Consider the following 16,979-nt stretch of genomic DNA (forward strand, 5'->3'; position numbering starts at 1 on the left):
CATTGATTTAAATTTTTGACTGCCAACCCGAAGGTTAAGCAGTTTCGATTAACTCAACACCTGTGAGTGTCCACACAGATTTCTTGTTTTATCTTGTTAAAGAGCAACTCAATATCCGTAAGAGGACTTGAGTACCACGCTGAGCGCTGAACGCTTCCAGGTGGCTAGGGCTGCGTATTCTACGCATTTCCCGTTTCGCGTCAAGGAGTTTTTTCAACTTCTTGCTGCGATTGAATTAAGTGGTCAAAAGCCATTCAATTCAATCTAACTCGTCAGCTTGCTTTCGCTGTCTGCCGTGTCAGTGGATGCGCATTATAGGGAGATTGAGAAAGTGCGCAACCCCTATTTTAAGGAAATTTGCAGTTAATTCTGATTACCTAAACTAGCCACAAGATACCCACCACTTACCCCCAAAGTTATCCACAAAATAGCGTTTTCTCTGCAGTTCTACCTCATATTTTGAGGATGTACTGCATCAAGGCGAAGAGATTTACGCATAGCTTCTACAAATTTTAGATAAGGATAACGACTGCTCGAACCGGAATATCTCCTCCCAAATCTATATACAGAGCCATTAATGGAATATAACGGGGAGCAATATAGATGACGCGCTAACACATTCGGCGATAAAGATACTTTAACTATATAGTCATAGTCGCTGCCTTCATCCCATCGCCATAGTAAAGCTGAAATGACTTACTCAGGGACAGGGAGAGATCTCTGTAATACTTATTAGGTAACTAGTTATATAAGTAGCAGTGTAAGTAACTGTCATAAGTAAGGCAGAGATCATTCGACTCTATTTAGCTTGATCCATTACCGAGCGAGCGGATTAGCTCGCACTCCAGAGTAATTGTCCGCAGTCGGTAAGATCATAGCCACCCAGTAGCGCCGCCATTTGCCTCGAGTGGCCGCTCGCCAACATAGTAAAGAGTTGTTGAAGCTGACGACGGAAGTAAATGCTTTGCGGCATAACGAAATCGAAGGACTCTTTTATCAGTGGCACGAAACTCAAACCACTCTCCAATGCCACAGATTGACAGCCAAAACCTATATCGGCATCACCACGGGCGATATAACCTGCCAGCTCGCGTTCACTATAGGCCGTCAGCACGACATTTAGCTGATCTAAGCGAGCGCCTTGCTTTAACAACCAATGTTCTAAATGTTGCTGGCTACCCGCGCCGCCCTGACGACTCACCCAACGCCAAGGTAAGTTCACGACTTTATCTTCCTCTTGGCATCTGTGGTGCATATCGGCACGCATGATCAACCCTTGTTGACGGGAGTAACCGTGCACCATGATCCATTGTTGATGATTGTTATACCCTTTAAGTAAGGCTGGATGACGGATATTGCGATCCTCCATGCTGCCCCAGTGTAAGGTACACACATCGGCATAACCTTTAGCGAGTAACTCTAATCCTAAGCGTGAACCTGTCGCGCTGTAGCTTATCAACTCACGACTACCGACTTGTGCCATCAAGCGCGCCACCAGCATAGATAAGAGTGGATCGTCGCTGCCGGTGATCAATAAACGGTCGGTAAGCATGCCACTGTGGCACGAATCCATTACCCAACGGTCGATTAACACTTTCGGGAATAGCCATTTACCGGTGATTTTAGTGGCGGGGAGAATTCTGTCATTGGCCATGGCGTAGACTTTTTTCTCGTTAAGATCTAAATACTCGGCCACTTGCTTCGCGCTCATGTAAACCAATTCACTGGCAGACGTCATCTTGTTTCCTTGTCTTATTCTTTATTACTGCATGCAAGTCTTAGCATTACTGTCTTAGCTCACTTGGGGCTAAGGAGCCGTATTGGCATCAAATTGCAGATTTTCACTGCCGTGATACACCAAAAAGTGTCGACCTTTAGCGCGGGCGATAATAGTAATGCCTAACTGCTGCGCCAGTGCTAAGCCCATCTGAGTGACGCCGCTACGTGATAGCAAAATGGGGATCCCCATCTTGGCGACTTTAATCACCATTTCAGAGGTTAATCGGCCTGTGGTATAAAAAATCTTGTTATCACCACGATCCTGCGTCAGCCACATATCCCCTGCCAAGGTATCAACGGCGTTATGGCGGCCGACATCTTCAACGAAGGCCATAATCCTATCGTCTTCGCACAAACCACAGCCATGCACAGCGCCAGCATTCTTATAGGTTTCGTTATATTCGTTGATATTTTTCAATAAGCTATACAGCGTGCTTTGCTTCAAACTCGGTGTAGGTAAATTGATGTTATCTAGATCCTGCATGAAACTGCCATAAACCGTGCCTTGACCACAGCCTGACGTCACGGTTTTTTCAGAGAGCTTCTCGTCGAGATCGGCAGTTTGTTCACGGGTAACCACAGCCGCAGAACTCACATCCCAATCGACGATGACAGAGTCCAGCAGGCTCACATCCGAAATAAAGCCTTGGTTCTTAAGATAACCTAACGCCAGAGACTCAGGTTTTGCCCCTAGGGTCATCAGCGTCACTATCGGACGCCAGTTTAAATAAACGGTAAGTGGACGTTCGCAGGCGACAAATTTATCTAGCACTTCCCCAGCTTCATTCACTGCTTTTACGGCAATGGTTAACGGTACTTCCGCTTGGGTTCTCACAAAAGAACACTGATGATGAGGCTTCTGAGTGGGGTTAGCTGCCGCTACTTCTTTATCTGTGCCCATGCTGTTTTCCGAAATCATAATGCTACCGCTTAACGAGTCATGGCCTGAGCATAGCAATATTTATACCTAGGTATAAAACTCGGGTTTAAATGCGTGATCTGCCGCAATGCTGATTTTTCATTAGCCCTTTTATGTCCCAAACAAAACCCAGCATTGGACAAAATGTCCACTTTTGAGGGGGTTTTTGATGATCTAGTTCAAACTAATACCCCATGTTTACTGGCACCAATATTGCAGTGACCTTTTATCGCAATTTGTTGGTAAAACCGATCCGTTCGATCTACGGTTCGTCCATCAACACGGCTGAGACGGAGAGACAATGCAACATACAACGAATGTTTGGCCCATGTACGTTTCACTTAAAAAAGTAGAGAAACAAGTTGGCCGCTGGACCTCAGTACAATGGGAAATTGAACACCTACTTCCCGCTACCCATCAAGCCCCTGACGACGCGACCTTAGTGCTCCTCGAACTGCACAAAGACGAGCGTGCTAGCTATCGACTCAATCTCGATGTAGACAACGCTATGCTGTATTTAGTGTGCGATGAAACGGCCGATGGCACTTGGATACCCGCAGCACTGTCGGCAGACCAAAACGTCGCCGCAGGTTGTCTTGAGGGTAATACCCCTGTTATCAACCTATTGATGCCAGAAGCTATCGCTTGTTGGATTGAAGCCTTTATCACCCAGCATGGCGAAGTCGAAATCGCCGCCCATCGCCGTAAGCATGTCGATGGCCGTAAGAATCAAGGCCCGAGTCACGATCCACTTCGGAGGGACTAATGGCTGAATCCACGCAAAAAACGGCTGGGCTACTGAGTCGCTGGAACCAGCGTCGCGAACAAGTTGCCGCTGAACAAGCGCGAGAAACTCAAGAAGAAGCCGCGCCTCAAGCGCCGATCGCGACCGAAGCCACTGTGGCAGTTGAGTCGCTTAATCCCACAGAACCCGCAGTAGAGTCCAATACTGCCGAACATGACGATCCGAATCGCATGCTCACGGCGGCGGATTTACCCAATCCCGACGAAATTGAAATTGGCGGCAGCTTTGCGAGTTTTATGGGCGCGAATGTCGATCCGGCGGCGAAATCTGCGGCGCTGCGCGCACTGTGGAAACAACCACATTTCAACGAGATAGATGGGCTTTTAGAATATGCGCTCGATTACAGTAATCAGCCCAAACTCAGCGCCGAAGTTTCAGCAGAATTAGCGCAAAAAGTCTTCCGCTACATCACCAAAGACAGCGAAACGCCGGATGAAGAGTCAGCCTTAGCCAAACAAGCTACAGAAACTAATCCATCCGCTAGTCTAGATGTAAGCGAAACCACGACTCAAGAAGTCGAAACCGAATTGGCAGCAGAGCCGATAGCGGACAATTTGGATGGGGAGACTGATGACCTACCCCAAAATGCACCAGAGCCCTCGGCTCAGGCCCAAACCCGAGTTGTTTAACGTCAGTTTAGCTAATTTTAATGTCCGTAACTTTGGTATGTGAATTGCTGTACTAAGACATAAAAAAGCTTAGATAAAAGCAGAAAAGGCAATGACTTACTTATTACCAGCCGCCTAAATCTGCCCAGATACAGTAAAACAAGAAACAGCCAAAGTACTGTTCAGGAACGCAATGTGAGCACTCATTTGATGACCAATCAAACCCAAGAAGCGTTAAAACAAGCGCGGCAACAGGTGTTAGCGCAAACTCAGATGCTGCAGAATCTGATCCCGCCAACCGTCAGCTACACCACCGAAGGCAATGTCCTCATTATCGGCCCAGAAGATCTGGCTCGCCTTGCCGCGGACAAATTGTCCACTATGGCCCATCGCGTGATTTTAGCCAATGAAGCCATTACCAGCCAAGATGAAGCCCACCTCGAACGTGTGATGGCAGCGGCAACCGATGTCGAAAGTTACTACAACAAACTCATTGGTGTAAAAGGCTTTTTAGGCCAATTCCAAGTCAGTGTTGAACATCAAGATGGCGCGGCCGAACTCAGTTTAGTGTCGATTCGCAAACCCCATTTCGATATCGTACTCGATTTGAGCAGCACAGCTTGTTTGAACTTAGAAATGCTGCCACCCGGTTATTTCTATGTCGGCCAAGACACTGAGAAACTCGAAGATGCCCTCGCGCAAATTCCCGATCTCGTCGGCCAATTCGACAAGCCTCGCTACGTCAAAATCAACCCAGATATTTGTGCCCATGACCGCAATGGCATCAATGGTTGTAATCGTTGCCTTAACTTTTGCCCAGCCGATGCGATTAGTAGCGTGGCGAAGAAAATTGAAATCGACCCATACCTTTGCCACGGCGCGGGCAGCTGTACCAGCGCTTGCCCAACGGGTGCTATCAGTTACGATTTACCGACGCCGCAGGCCTTACATTCATATCTGAACAAAGTCGTTAGTCGTTTCCGCGAGCAAGCCCAAACCGCACCGGTGATATTGTTCCACGATAATGCCGTCGGCGCCGACTTTATTACCGATGATCTAGCGGGTGATATTATCCCCGTCGCCTTAGAAGAAATTACGGTTGCCAGCTTAGATCATTGGCTGTCGGTACTCGCATGGGGCGCACGCCAAGTGCTGATCCTTAATACCGACGCCACGGCGCCAACTCTTACGCAAATGCTTAAAGGCGAACTTTCGTTAGCCAACAGTATTTTAGATGAGATGGGTCAGCCGCAACGTATCAGCCTCATTGACCAAAGCATGCTTGCCGATTTAGATGCGATGCTCGATATCAGCTTAGATTGGCCCGTGATCGTGCCCGCTGCATTTGCCTCGACCACTAAACGCAACACGCTGTTTGAAGCGATAGATCACCTCAATAGCCAAGCGGGTGAAATTGATACTTGCCTTAGCCTCAACAACATTCCCTTTGGCAAAGTCAGCGTGAATGTCGAAAAGTGCACTATGTGTATGTCCTGCGTGGCAATTTGCCCAACCGTGGCATTACAAGATGGCGGCGACAAACCTGCACTACACTTTATTGAGCAAAACTGCGTGCAATGCGGCTTATGTGAAGCGGCCTGTCCTGAAAAAGTGATAAGCCTAACGCCACAAATTAATTTTGATAAAGCTGCTCGTCAGCAACAACACACCCTGAAAGAAGAAGCCCCCTTCGAATGTATTCGCTGCGGCTCTCCTTTTGCGACCCAATCTATGGTGCATCGGATGCTGGATATGGTCGGCGCGCACAGCGCATTTTCTGCCAATATTGAGCGCTTGAAAATGTGTGGCGACTGCCGGGTAAAAGACATGTTTGAAGACATTCTTCAAGATCCTGAAAAGCAACTGCGATAAGAGATCCGCTATGACCGAATCAGTAAGACAAGTTTCAGAAAACGATCAGTTGAGAGCCGATATCTATCAACTGTTAGCCGCCCTATTGCGCCGTCAGCCGAGTCCTGAACTGCTGCAATTTTTAGCCAATCTTGAAATCGATGCCAATGAAGACAACGAGATGACCAAAGCTTGGTTATCACTCCAACTTGCCGCCCAGCAGTTCAACGATGAACAGCTTGAAGACGAGTATTTTGCACTATTCCTCGGCGTGGGCTCTGGTGAAATCCTGCCCTATGGCAGCTGGTTTATGACTGGCTCCTTAATGGACAAACCGCTGGCATTATTGCGCCAAGACCTGATGCAACTCGGATTTGAACGCGAAGACAACGTCAAAGAACCCGAAGATCATGTGGCCGCCCTGTGTGAAGTGATGGGAACCCTGATTTTAGAAGCGCCGAGCTATCGCCAACTGGCTTTTTACCAACGCCATATCGGCAGTTGGATTGGCCGCTTCTGCGACAACTTAGCTAAGGCGCCCAGCGCTGCGTTTTACGCAACTGTAGCCCAGCTGGCAAAAGCCTTCTTTGAAATGGAAGCCAGTGCCTTTGAACAATTGAGCTTAGATATTCCCGTCAATTGCCCAGGCAGCGCCGACCTACAACCGGCCACCAGCGATTTAGCAAAACCAGTGGAATTAATGAACTAAGACTAAGCTTAATAATAGCGCGACCTGTGCGCGCTAGATATCAGTGCTAAATGGATTTAAACAGCGAAGGTGAAGTCACACGCACCTTCGCAACAATAACGAAAGCTTAGGCTTTCACAATAACCGAGGTGGTCGCCGTTTGTGCCACCTTATCCCGCAACACAAGGAGACACTATGAAGAAGCCAGCTTCCGATATGGGCCGTCGTCAATTGCTCAAAGCATTGGCACTCGGCAGTGCGGCAGGCGCAGTGGTAACCGTGAGCAGTCAGGCGTTAGCTTCGACAAAAACGGCAGCAACCACAGAGCCTAAGAGTGAGAACTACCGCGAAACCGACCATATCCGTAACTATTATGCGTCGTTGAACAACTAACCAGAGGAGAGTGTGTGATGCGATTAACCCGCAAAACAGACCAGGTTGTCGAATCTAAAGCGCCAGCACTGGGTCTCAATCGTCGTCAGTTCTTAAAATCGGCAGGTCTTGCCACAGGTGGCATCGCTGCGGCGTCCATGCTGGGCACAGGTATGATGCGTAAAGCACAAGCCCAAGAAGACATAGGCCACAATGTTCCCACCGAAGTTAAACGTACCATCTGTTCTCACTGCGCCGTCGGCTGTGGTGTATATGCAGAAGTACAAAACGGCGTGTGGACAGGTCAAGAACCGGCATTTGACCATCCCTTTAACCAAGGCGGACACTGCGCGAAAGGTGCGGCACTGCGTGAGCACGGCCACGGTGAAAAACGCCTGAAATACCCAATGAAGTTAGAAGGCGGCAAGTGGAAAAAGATCTCTTGGGATCAAGCGATTAATGAAGTCGGCGACAAGATGGCAGCGATTCGTCAAGAGTCAGGTCCAGATTCCGTTTACTTTATGGGTAGCGCCAAGTTTTCGAACGAACAAGCTTATTTATATCGCAAATTAGCGGCACTGTGGGGCACGAACAACGTCGACCATTCAGCCCGTATTTGTCACTCTACCACGGTAGCCGGTGTTGCTAACACTTGGGGCTACGGTGCGCAAACCAACTCGATTAACGATATCCGCCACACTAAGTGCATCATGTTTGTGGGTTCAAACCCAAGTGAAGCCCACCCAGTGGCAATGCAACATATTCTGGTCGCCAAAGAACGCGGCGCGAAAGTGATTGTTGTTGATCCACGTTTCACCCGTACTGCAGCGAAATCTGACGAGTACGTGCATATCCGCCCAGGTACAGATATCCCCTTCATTTATGGCCTGTTATGGCACATTTTTGAAAACGGCTGGGAAGATAAAGAGTTTATCAAACAACGCGTATACGGCATCGAGCGTATCCGTGAAGAAGCCAAAAAATACACCCCAGAAGAAGTTGAACTGGTTGCAGGCGTGCCTAAGGCGCAAATGTACCGTGTGGCTAAAATGCTGGCCGAAACGAAACCCGGCACTATCGTTTGGTGTATGGGCGGTACTCAGCATCACGTCGGTAATGCCAACACCCGTTCATACTGTATTTTACAGTTAGCCCTAGGCAACATGGGTGTTTCTGGTGGCGGGACTAACATCTTCCGTGGTCACGATAACGTGCAAGGCGCGACTGACTTTGGTTTGTTATTCGACAACTTACCCGGTTACTACGGCTTAACGACAGGCGCATGGGCTCACTGGTCAAATGTATGGGATCTCGATCCTAAATGGATTGCCAGCCGTTTCGACCAAGGTGAATACCTAGGCCAAACACCACAAACATCAGCCGGTATTCCTTGCTCTCGCTGGCACGATGGGGTGTTAGAAGATAAAACCAAAATTGCGCAGAAAGACAATATCCGTCTGGCGTTCTTCTGGGGACAATCGGTTAACACTGAAACCCGTGGTCGTGAAGTGCGTGAAGCATTGAACAAGATGGATACTGTGGTTGTGGTCGATCCTTTCCCAACCATGGCAGGTGTTATGCACCAACGTAAAGACGGTGTGTATCTATTGCCTGCGGCGACGCAATTCGAAACCTATGGTTCAGTATCGGCCTCAAACCGTTCGCTCCAATGGCGTACTAAAGTCATCGAGCCACTGTTTGAGTCTCTGCCCGATCACATCATCATGTATAAGTTCGCTAAAAAATGGGGCGTTGAAAAAGAATTCTGTAAGCACATTCAAGTGAATGGCGAAGAGCCTTTGATTGAAGATGTGACCCGCGAATTCAATACCGGTATGTGGACAGTGGGTTACACAGGTCAAAGCCCTGAGCGTTTGAAAATGCACCAAGAAAACTGGGGCACTTTCGATGTCAATAATCTAACAGCACCCGGCGGCCCAGCTAAGGGTGAAGTCTACGGTTTACCTTGGCCATGTTGGGGTACACCAGAGATGAAACATCCTGGTACCCAGATCCTGTACGATCAATCAAAACACGTGAAAGACGGTGGCGGTAACTTCCGTGCCCGTTACGGTGTCGAGCACGATGGCGTCAACATTCTTGCCGAAGGTTCTTTCTCTAAAGGCAGTGAGATTCAAGATGGTTATCCTGAATTCTCCGCCGACATGCTCAAGCAATTGGGTTGGTGGGATGAACTTACAGATGCAGAGAAAAAACGCGCCGAAGGCAAAAACTGGAAGACTGACATTTCTGGTGGCATCCAACGTGTTGCGATCAAGCATGGCTGTATTCCCTATGGTAACGCTAAAGCCCGTTGTATCGTTTGGACTTTCCCAGATGATATCCCGAAACACCGCGAACCACTTTACACTCCTCGTCGTGACTTAGTCGCCAAATACCCAACCTACGAAGACCGTATGGTTGCGCGTCTGCCGACCTTGTATAAGTCAATCCAAGATAAGGACTTTACCCAAGGCTTCCCACTGACACTGACCTCTGGTCGTCTAGTGGAATACGAAGGCGGCGGTGAAGAATCCCGTTCTAACCCTTGGCTTGCTGAGCTGCAACAAGAAATGTTCATCGAGATGAACCCTGCGGATGCTGCGGATCGCGGCGTGCGTGACGGTGACAATGTCTTTGTGCATGGTCCAGAAGGCGCCAAGATCACGGTTAAGGCTATGGTGACACCGCGCGTTATTGCCGGTGAATGTTTTATGCCATACCACTTTGCTGGTGTGTTTGAGGGCGAAAGCCTAGCGAAAAACTATCCTGAAGGCACAGTGCCTTACGTGATAGGCGAATCGGCAAACACCATTTTAACTTATGGCTACGACGTTGTGACTCAGATGCAAGAAACTAAGTCCAGCTTGTGCCAGATCAGCAAAGCCTAACCTACTTGATGAGGAGATAAGCCATTATGGCAGTCATGAAATTTCTGTGTGACACCAAGCGCTGCATCGAGTGTAACGGTTGTGTCACTGCATGTAAGAACGAAAACGACTCCGCTCTCGAGTGGGGAATCCAACGTCGCCGCGTGGTGACGATTAACGATGGCCTACCTGGCGAAGCCTCTATTTCAGTGGCATGTATGCACTGTACTGACGCTCCCTGCATGGCCGTATGTCCGGCAGATTGTTTCTACCGTACCGAAGACGGCATAGTGCTACACAACAAAGATACCTGTATCGGTTGTGGTTATTGCTTCTATGCTTGTCCATTTGGTGCACCGCAATTCCCGAAAAAGACTGCCTTTGGTAGTCGTGGCAAGATGGACAAGTGTACTTTCTGCGCCGGTGGCCCAGAAGAAACCTTCTCCGAAGCCGAGCGTAAAAAATACGGCGCCAACCGTATTGCTGAGGGCAAGTTACCTATGTGTGCTGAGCTTTGTTCGACAAAAGCCCTGCTCGCGGGTGATGCGGAAGTGGTATCCAATATCTACCGTCAACGTATGGCCTCTCGTGGCAATCCTAACGTGATTTGGGGTTACAACCCCAAGACAGGTGAGATTAACTAAGCAGAGCGAGGGTTAGGGAGTCATCCCTAACCTCTGGCAAGGAGTGAAAATGTTAAACAAACAGTTAAACAAATCACTGCGCAGTCTGTTTGCTCTGTTGGTGCTCGTCATGGGATTGGGATTAGGTTCAGTAATGAGCGCAAGCCCAGTACACGCAAGTGATCAGCAATCGAGTCAACAACAGGCGAAAGCGCAAACCAGCGATGCCGATCTTTGGCGGGCGGTAAAAGCAGGCGATGCCGGCTATACCACTGCCAAAGGGATAGATACTGGGGTGTTGATTAACGTTGCCGGTAACCAAGGTAAAGAACTGAGAAACCAATATCTAACCCCGATTATGGCTTTGGCCGTCGTCGGTGTGTTTGGGGCTTTCTTATTGTTTTATCTGGTGAATGGTCCATCAAAACTCAGCAAGGGCTTTTCAGGCAAGTTAGTGGCGCGTTGGTCTAAGGCGGATCTGTGGATCCACTGGATCATGGCGAGCAGCTGCCTGACACTGATGTTTACCGGTTTAACCATAATGTTAGGTAAGCATGTTGTTCAACCCATGTTAGGGCCTGATCTGTGGGCGCCATTGATCTACGGCAGCAAAACCATCCACGATTGGGCTGGTCCCATTTTTATCGCGGCTTGGGCTGTCTGTGTCGTCAAATGGATGCCACTACAAACCTTCAAGATGTATGATTTGAAATGGTTTTTAGTGGTAGGTGGTTATATCAACTTTGGCCCATTCAAAGGTAAACACCCCGACAGTGGTTTTGCTAACGCCGGTGAAAAAATGTGGTTCTGGACCCTGATGTTGTTTGGTTTATTTATCAGTGTTTCTGGCATCATGTTGGTGTTACCTGGCTTAGACTTACCGCGCGAAGCCTCCATGGGCGCGCTACTGATCCACTCTATCAGCGCCATTATTCTGATTGCCTTTACCATAGTGCATATTTGGATGGCGACCGTACTCAGCGAAGGCGGTATGGAGTGTATGAAGTCAGGCTATTGTGATGAAAACTGGGCAATCCAGCACCACAATCTCTGGTATGACGAAATCAAAGCCAACGGCAACTTAAAGTATAAAGACTAAGTTAAACCGCAGCTTTTTGGTCCTTAAAACACCCCGCCATGCGGGGTGTTCTTTTATCTGTACTTCATTCGACAATACAAAAACTTAACACCTGAAACGCTGTGATACAAAAAGCCGCCAGCGCCCTGCTCCCAAGGGAGTTGCGAAACTATGAGCGAGTTAACGCTTTAAGAGAACGGCAGCCGATTTCAACACTGCAAACTGTCCTAGATCAATTCCTACTCAACCCTTTCCTACTATATTGCCGTCACGCGCGATGATTGATGGCAAACAAGATGATTTCATTATCTTTTCCACCGCTAATCTTCACTTTTTGATAACAAGATGAATCCCACAAAAAGCCGTGCGATCTCAAAAAACTAAACCCTAATTTCAGGAGTCAGCATGAAGCAGCAACCCAGCGATTTATCTCGCCGATCTTTGCTTAAAGCGCTCACCGTCGGCAGCGTAGCGGGTGCCGCGATTGCCGCAACCGGCATGAGCGTGGCACAGGCCAGCGAGAGCAGCAAGGTAACCACCAAAGCGTCAAAGGGTTACCACGAAACTGCGCACATCAGCAGCTATTACAATAGCTTGCGCAGCTAATCTAGGAGAAGTCAGCGATGAAGTTAACTCGCAAGTCTAGTGTCGCCCCAGTGGCAGACAAACCGGCGTTAGGCATTAGCCGTCGTCAATTTATGAAGCACGCAGGTATTGCCACCGGTGGTATTGCGGCGGCATCACTAATGGGTACAGGCATGATGCGTCGCGTCGAAGCCAAAGAAGTGCCACATGATGCCCCTATCGAAGTCAAACGTACTATTTGTAGTGCCTGCGCCGTCGGTTGTGGTCTGTATGCCGAAGTACAAAATGGCGTGTGGACGGGTCAAGAACCTGCATTCGATCATCCCTTCAACGCCGGTGGTCACTGCGCTAAAGGTGCGGCACTGCGTGAGCATGGCCACGGTGAAAAACGCCTGAAATACCCAATGAAATTGGTTGATGGCAAGTGGAAAAAAATCTCTTGGGAAGATGCGATTAACGAAGTGGGCGACCAAATGCTCAACATTCGTAAAGAATCCGGCCCAGACTCAGTGTACTTCATGGGTAGCGCTAAGTTCTCTAACGAAGGTTGCTACATGTACCGCAAACTGGCGGCCATGTGGGGCACAAACAACGTCGACCATTCAGCTCGTATTTGTCACTCTACCACGGTAGCCGGTGTTGCTAACACTTGGGGCTACGGTGCGCAAACTAACTCCTTTAACGATATCCAAAACGCGAATGCGATTTTCTTTATCGGTGCTAACCCTGCAGAAGCCCACCCAGTGGCGATGCAACATATTCTGATCGCTAAAGAAAGAAACAACGCTAAGTTGATCGTGGTTGATCCACGCTTCTCTCGTACCGCGGCGCATTCAGATCTGCACTGTGCATTGCGTCCAGGTACTGATATTCCTTTTATCTACGGTATGTTATGGCACATTTTTGAAAACGGTTGGGAAGATAAGACTTTTATTCAACAACGTGTTTTCGAGATGGACACCATTCGCGCCGAGGCGAAAAAATTCCCACCTAAAGAAGTAGAAAACATCACAGGCGTGAGCGAAGCCGAGGTTTATCAAGCAGCGAAACTGATGGCTGATAACCGCCCAGGTACTGTGATCTGGTGTATGGGTGGTACTCAACACCACGTCGGTAATGCCAACACCCGCGCTTACTGTATTCTGCAATTAGCGCTAGGTAACATGGGCGTGTCAGGCGGCGGAACGAACATTTTCCGTGGTCACGATAACGTGCAAGGCGCGACTGACTTAGGTTTGTTATTCGATAACTTACCGGGTTACTACGGCTTAACAACAGGTGCTTGGACTCACTGGACCCACGTGTGGGATCTAGACATGGAATGGATGAAAGGCCGTTTCGATCAAGGCACTTATCTTGGCCGTGAACCTATGACTACGCCGGGTATCCCTTGTTCTCGCTGGCACGATGGTGTGCTAGAAGAAAAAGGCAAACTCGCGCAGCAAGATAACATTCGCATGGCGTTTTTCTGGGGACAATCGGTGAACACCGAAACCCGCCAACGTGACGTGCGTGATGCCTTAGACAAGATGGACACTGTGGTGGTGGTTGATCCATTCCCAACTATGGCAGGTGTGATGCATCGCCGTAAGAATGGTGTTTACTTGCTACCAGCAGCGACACAGTTTGAAACTGAAGGCTCAGTTTCAAACTCTGGCCGCAGTCAGCAATGGCGCGAAAAAGTCATAGAGCCATTGTTTGAATCTAAAACCGATATCGAAATCATGTATCGCTTAGCGCAAAAACTTGGTTTTGCTGAGCAGTACACTAAACGCATCGCTAAAGAAAATGATTTGCCTGTGATTGAAGACATCACCCGCGAAATCAACCGCGGCATGTGGACTATCGGTATGACGGGCCAAAGCCCTGAACGTCTGAAACTGCATACCCAAAACTGGGGCACCTTCAGCAACAAGACGCTCGAAGCCGCAGGCGGCCCAGCGAAAGGCGAAACCTACGGTTTACCTTGGCCATGTTGGGGCACGCCAGAAGCGAAACACCCCGGCACCCAAATTCTGTACGATCAATCCAAACACGTTAAAGACGGTGGTGGTAACTTCCGTGCCCGTTACGGCGTTGAATACAATGGCAAAAATCTATTGGCCGAAGGCTCTTTCTCTAAAGGTGCTGAAATCCAAGACGGTTATCCAGAGTTCTCTGACAAGCTGCTCAAGCAACTCGGTTGGTGGGATGATCTGACAGCTGCAGAAAAAGCCGAAGCCGAAGGCAGAAACTGGAAGACAGATTTGTCAGGCGGCATAGTTCGCGTAGCGATCAAGCATGGCTGTATTCCTTTCGGTAACGCTAAAGCCCGTTGTATTGTTTGGACTTTCCCAGACCAAGCGCCAGTTCACCGCGAACCGTTATACACGCCGCGCCGTGACTTAGTGGCCAAATACCCAACCTATGCCGACATGCAAGTGCACCGTCTGCCTACGCTGTATAAGTCAATTCAAGACAAAGACATGAGCGGCAAGTACCCACTGGTACTGACCTCTGGCCGTCTGGTTGAATACGAAGGGGGTGGTGAAGAATCTCGTTGTAACCCTTGGCTAGCTGAACTTCAACAGGAAATGTTTGTTGAGATAAGCCCTGCGGATGCTGCTGATCGCGGCATTCGTAACGGTGAAGACGTCTGGTTAGAAGGCGCCGAAGGTGGCCGTATTAAGGTACAAGCTATGGTGACGCCACGCGTTAAACCTGGCGTGACCTTTATGCCATATCACTTTGCGGGTGTGATGCACGGCGAAAGTTTAGCGCCTAATTATCCAGAGGGCACAGTGCCTTACGTTATCGGTGAATCCGCTAACACTGCGCTGACCTATGGTTATGACCCTGTGACACAAATGCAGGAAACCAAGGCATCACTGTGTCAGATCGTTAAAGCGTAAGTGCAGCTTAAGCTAGGAGAATTGCCATTATGGCTACAATGAAATTTTTGTGTGATACCAAGCGCTGCATCGAATGTAACGGTTGTGTCACTGCCTGTAAAAACGAAAACGACTCCGCTCTCGAGTGGGGGATCCAACGCCGCCGCGTAGTGACCATTAACGATGGTCAACGTGGAGAAGCCTCTATCTCTGTCGCCTGTATGCATTGCTCAGATGCACCTTGTATGGCAGTTTGCCCAGCAAATTGCTTCTACAGAACCGACGACGGCATAGTGCTACACAACAAAGATGCCTGTATTGGTTGCGGTTACTGCTTGTACGCCTGTCCGTTTGGCGCACCACAGTTCCCGAAAAAAGGTGCCTTTGGTAGCCGTGGCAAGATGGATAAATGTACCTTCTGCGCTGGCGGCCCAGAAGAAAACCACTCAGAGGCAGAGCGCCAAAAATACGGTTCAAACCGTATTGCCGAAGGCAAACTGCCTATGTGTGCAGAACTGTGTGCCACTAAGGCCCTGTTAGCGGGTGATGCTGAAATTGTTTCAAACATCTTCCGTGAACGTGTGGCTTACCGTGGTGCTAAAAACGCGGCTTGGAATTAATTCAGGTCAACAGGATCTGTCCACAGACTTAGCTTAGCGCCTGCTCAGGCGGGCGCGACTAAGTGAGAGAGGATGTATGATGAACAAATGGTTCAAACACATAGGTTTAGCCATAGCACTGCTATTTAGTGCCGTGTGTATAGCCAATGGTGGTGATGAACTGGCGAATCAAGTTCAACAGTCTGATGCCCAAATTTGGGCACAACTGAAGGATGGTGCCACGGGATACACTACCTCCCAAAGTGAGTTTCATGCTCAGCCGATCAATACCTATGATCTACGGGTATTAGAGCTACGTAGCGACTGGTTAGCGCCGGCCTTAATGGCAGCACTATTCGGCATGATTATTATCTTTGTTTTATTTATCAAGGTGAACGGCATCTCCAAGCTGCACCATGGTTTTTCAGGCAAGTTAGTGCATCGCTGGTCTAAGTTTGATGTTTCAATCCACTGGTTAGGCGCAATCCCGTGCTTACTGTTGATTTTAACCGGCTTAACCTTGCTGGCGGGTCGCTTCTTCTTCCAACCTTGGTTGGGCGAAGGCATCTGGGAAGCTATCGTGTACGGTGCGAAACAAATCCATGACGTGATGGCGATTCCCTTCATGATAGGTTGGGCATTAATGACCACCCTGTGGGCGAAAAACCAGCTGCCCAAAATGTACGACGTAAAGTGGTTCATGGTGGTAGGCGGTTACATTAACTTTGGCCCGTTCAAAGGTAAGCACCCAGACGCAGGTTTTGCGAACGCCGGTGAGAAAATGTGGTTCTGGGCCTTTGCCCTGTTTGGATTAGTGATTTCGGCCTCTGGCATGTTGTTACTCTTCCCTAACCTGTTCGAGCCAAGCCGTACATTAAGCTTGATCGCACTCGTGCTGCACTCTGTGAGCGCAATCGTGATCTGTGCTTTCTCTATCGTGCACATCTTCATGGCAACCGTGATGTCAGAAGGCGGTATGGAATGTATGGTGTCTGGCTACTGCGATGAAAACTGGGCAAGCCAACATCACAACCTGTGGTTTGACGAAATCAAAGCTAACGGCACCTTGAAATACAAAGACTAACTGCCATTGACTCGTCTCAACGCATAAAAGAAACCGTCGGTTTAACTAAAAACACCTCGCAGCGTCGAGGTGTTTTTCTTCATGCCAATATTGATACATTTTAAAACATTTACTCAATCTGTGATGTCGCTCACAAGCGGCAATACCTGTGTTGTTTCTATGTTTCAAAATTTAGGAGATTTGACAAATTATAAATTAAAAACAATAAGTTAGAATTCAACGTTATTTTGCAACTCAATATATAATCA

General features: G+C 48.7%; 14 protein-coding genes. 12 read left to right on the forward strand and 2 right to left on the reverse strand.

All coding sequences use genetic code 11. The annotated features are described in order from the left end of the window. Positions 1–832: 832 nt before the first annotated feature. Together KV201_RS16425 and KV201_RS16430 are read right to left on the reverse strand one after the other, a co-directional pair. Positions 833–1,738 carry a helix-turn-helix transcriptional regulator gene (locus KV201_RS16425; protein WP_006083558.1) on the reverse strand — a complete coding sequence of 302 codons (906 nt, stop codon included), beginning with the start codon at positions 1,736–1,738 and terminating at the stop codon, positions 833–835. A 69-nt stretch (positions 1,739–1,807) separates the two neighbouring features. Next, the gene (locus tag KV201_RS16430; RefSeq protein ID WP_080514484.1) at positions 1,808–2,680 is read right to left on the reverse strand and encodes a formate dehydrogenase accessory sulfurtransferase FdhD; all 873 of its coding nucleotides are present in this window, start codon (positions 2,678–2,680) and stop codon (positions 1,808–1,810) included. Positions 2,681–2,999: 319 nt separating this feature from the next. On the opposite strand from KV201_RS16430, the gene KV201_RS16435 reads away from it, so the two are divergent. The 12 genes from KV201_RS16435 (at position 3,000) to KV201_RS16490 (ending at position 16,731) form a co-directional block, all read left to right on the forward strand. Further along, on the forward strand, positions 3,000–3,464 hold the full coding sequence (locus KV201_RS16435) for a DUF3305 domain-containing protein (protein ID WP_006083560.1): 465 nt from the start codon (positions 3,000–3,002) through the stop codon (positions 3,462–3,464). Further along, positions 3,464–4,132 carry a DUF3306 domain-containing protein gene (locus tag KV201_RS16440; protein WP_226059934.1) on the forward strand — a complete coding sequence of 223 codons (669 nt, stop codon included), beginning with the start codon at positions 3,464–3,466 and terminating at the stop codon, positions 4,130–4,132. Before KV201_RS16435 ends, KV201_RS16440 begins: the two co-directional genes overlap by 1 nt. 189 nt (positions 4,133–4,321) lie before the next feature. Next, a complete protein-coding gene (locus tag KV201_RS16445; protein WP_226059962.1) occupies positions 4,322–5,983 on the forward strand; it encodes a 4Fe-4S binding protein in 1,662 nt (553 codons plus the stop codon). Between the two features lie 10 nt (positions 5,984–5,993). Then, on the forward strand, positions 5,994–6,671 hold the full coding sequence (locus KV201_RS16450) for a molecular chaperone (protein WP_006084526.1): 678 nt from the start codon (positions 5,994–5,996) through the stop codon (positions 6,669–6,671). A 174-nt stretch (positions 6,672–6,845) separates the two neighbouring features. Further along, positions 6,846–7,043, forward strand: coding sequence for a twin-arginine translocation signal domain-containing protein (locus tag KV201_RS16455; protein ID WP_006083564.1), 198 nt, complete (start codon positions 6,846–6,848; stop codon positions 7,041–7,043). 17 nt (positions 7,044–7,060) lie between these two features. Next, entirely contained in the window at positions 7,061–9,913 is a 2,853-nt protein-coding gene (locus KV201_RS16460) for a molybdopterin-dependent oxidoreductase (RefSeq protein WP_011848145.1), read from the forward strand. Between the two features lie 26 nt (positions 9,914–9,939). Beyond that, the gene (gene fdh3B, locus KV201_RS16465) at positions 9,940–10,536 is read left to right on the forward strand and encodes a formate dehydrogenase FDH3 subunit beta (RefSeq protein ID WP_006083566.1); all 597 of its coding nucleotides are present in this window, start codon (positions 9,940–9,942) and stop codon (positions 10,534–10,536) included. A 49-nt stretch (positions 10,537–10,585) separates the two neighbouring features. Beyond that, on the forward strand, positions 10,586–11,614 hold the full coding sequence (locus tag KV201_RS16470) for a formate dehydrogenase subunit gamma (protein WP_006083567.1): 1,029 nt from the start codon (positions 10,586–10,588) through the stop codon (positions 11,612–11,614). 384 nt (positions 11,615–11,998) lie between these two features. After that, positions 11,999–12,199, forward strand: a complete 201-nt coding sequence (locus KV201_RS16475) for a twin-arginine translocation signal domain-containing protein (protein WP_006084531.1) — start codon at positions 11,999–12,001, stop codon at positions 12,197–12,199. A 17-nt stretch (positions 12,200–12,216) separates the two neighbouring features. After that, entirely contained in the window at positions 12,217–15,069 is a 2,853-nt protein-coding gene (locus KV201_RS16480; protein ID WP_006084533.1) for a molybdopterin-dependent oxidoreductase, read from the forward strand. 29 nt (positions 15,070–15,098) lie between these two features. Next, positions 15,099–15,668, forward strand: a complete 570-nt coding sequence (gene fdh3B, locus KV201_RS16485) for a formate dehydrogenase FDH3 subunit beta (RefSeq protein WP_006083570.1) — start codon at positions 15,099–15,101, stop codon at positions 15,666–15,668. Between the two features lie 79 nt (positions 15,669–15,747). Then, on the forward strand, positions 15,748–16,731 hold the full coding sequence (locus KV201_RS16490; RefSeq protein ID WP_226059963.1) for a formate dehydrogenase subunit gamma: 984 nt from the start codon (positions 15,748–15,750) through the stop codon (positions 16,729–16,731). The last annotated feature ends 248 nt before the right edge of the window (positions 16,732–16,979 follow it).

It is taken from the genome of Shewanella sp. SR1, from assembly GCF_020447145.1.
In the GTDB taxonomy this organism is placed as follows: Bacteria; Pseudomonadota; Gammaproteobacteria; order Enterobacterales; family Shewanellaceae; genus Shewanella; species Shewanella baltica.

Bases quoted from the DNA above. Each gene is read 5' to 3' on its own strand.
- KV201_RS16425 (WP_006083558.1), bottom strand. From the start codon at position 1,738: ATGACGTCTGCCAGTGAATTGGTTTACATGAGCGCGAAGCAAGTGGCC.
- KV201_RS16430 (WP_080514484.1), bottom strand. From the start codon at position 2,680: ATGGGCACAGATAAAGAAGTAGCGGCAGCTAACCCCACTCAGAAGCCT.
- KV201_RS16435 (WP_006083560.1), top strand. From the start codon at position 3,000: ATGCAACATACAACGAATGTTTGGCCCATGTACGTTTCACTTAAAAAA.
- KV201_RS16440 (WP_226059934.1), top strand. From the start codon at position 3,464: ATGGCTGAATCCACGCAAAAAACGGCTGGGCTACTGAGTCGCTGGAAC.
- KV201_RS16445 (WP_226059962.1), top strand. From the start codon at position 4,322: ATGACCAATCAAACCCAAGAAGCGTTAAAACAAGCGCGGCAACAGGTG.
- KV201_RS16450 (WP_006084526.1), top strand. From the start codon at position 5,994: ATGACCGAATCAGTAAGACAAGTTTCAGAAAACGATCAGTTGAGAGCC.
- KV201_RS16455 (WP_006083564.1), top strand. From the start codon at position 6,846: ATGAAGAAGCCAGCTTCCGATATGGGCCGTCGTCAATTGCTCAAAGCA.
- KV201_RS16460 (WP_011848145.1), top strand. From the start codon at position 7,061: ATGCGATTAACCCGCAAAACAGACCAGGTTGTCGAATCTAAAGCGCCA.
- fdh3B (WP_006083566.1), top strand. From the start codon at position 9,940: ATGGCAGTCATGAAATTTCTGTGTGACACCAAGCGCTGCATCGAGTGT.
- KV201_RS16470 (WP_006083567.1), top strand. From the start codon at position 10,586: ATGTTAAACAAACAGTTAAACAAATCACTGCGCAGTCTGTTTGCTCTG.
- KV201_RS16475 (WP_006084531.1), top strand. From the start codon at position 11,999: ATGAAGCAGCAACCCAGCGATTTATCTCGCCGATCTTTGCTTAAAGCG.
- KV201_RS16480 (WP_006084533.1), top strand. From the start codon at position 12,217: ATGAAGTTAACTCGCAAGTCTAGTGTCGCCCCAGTGGCAGACAAACCG.
- fdh3B (WP_006083570.1), top strand. From the start codon at position 15,099: ATGGCTACAATGAAATTTTTGTGTGATACCAAGCGCTGCATCGAATGT.
- KV201_RS16490 (WP_226059963.1), top strand. From the start codon at position 15,748: ATGAACAAATGGTTCAAACACATAGGTTTAGCCATAGCACTGCTATTT.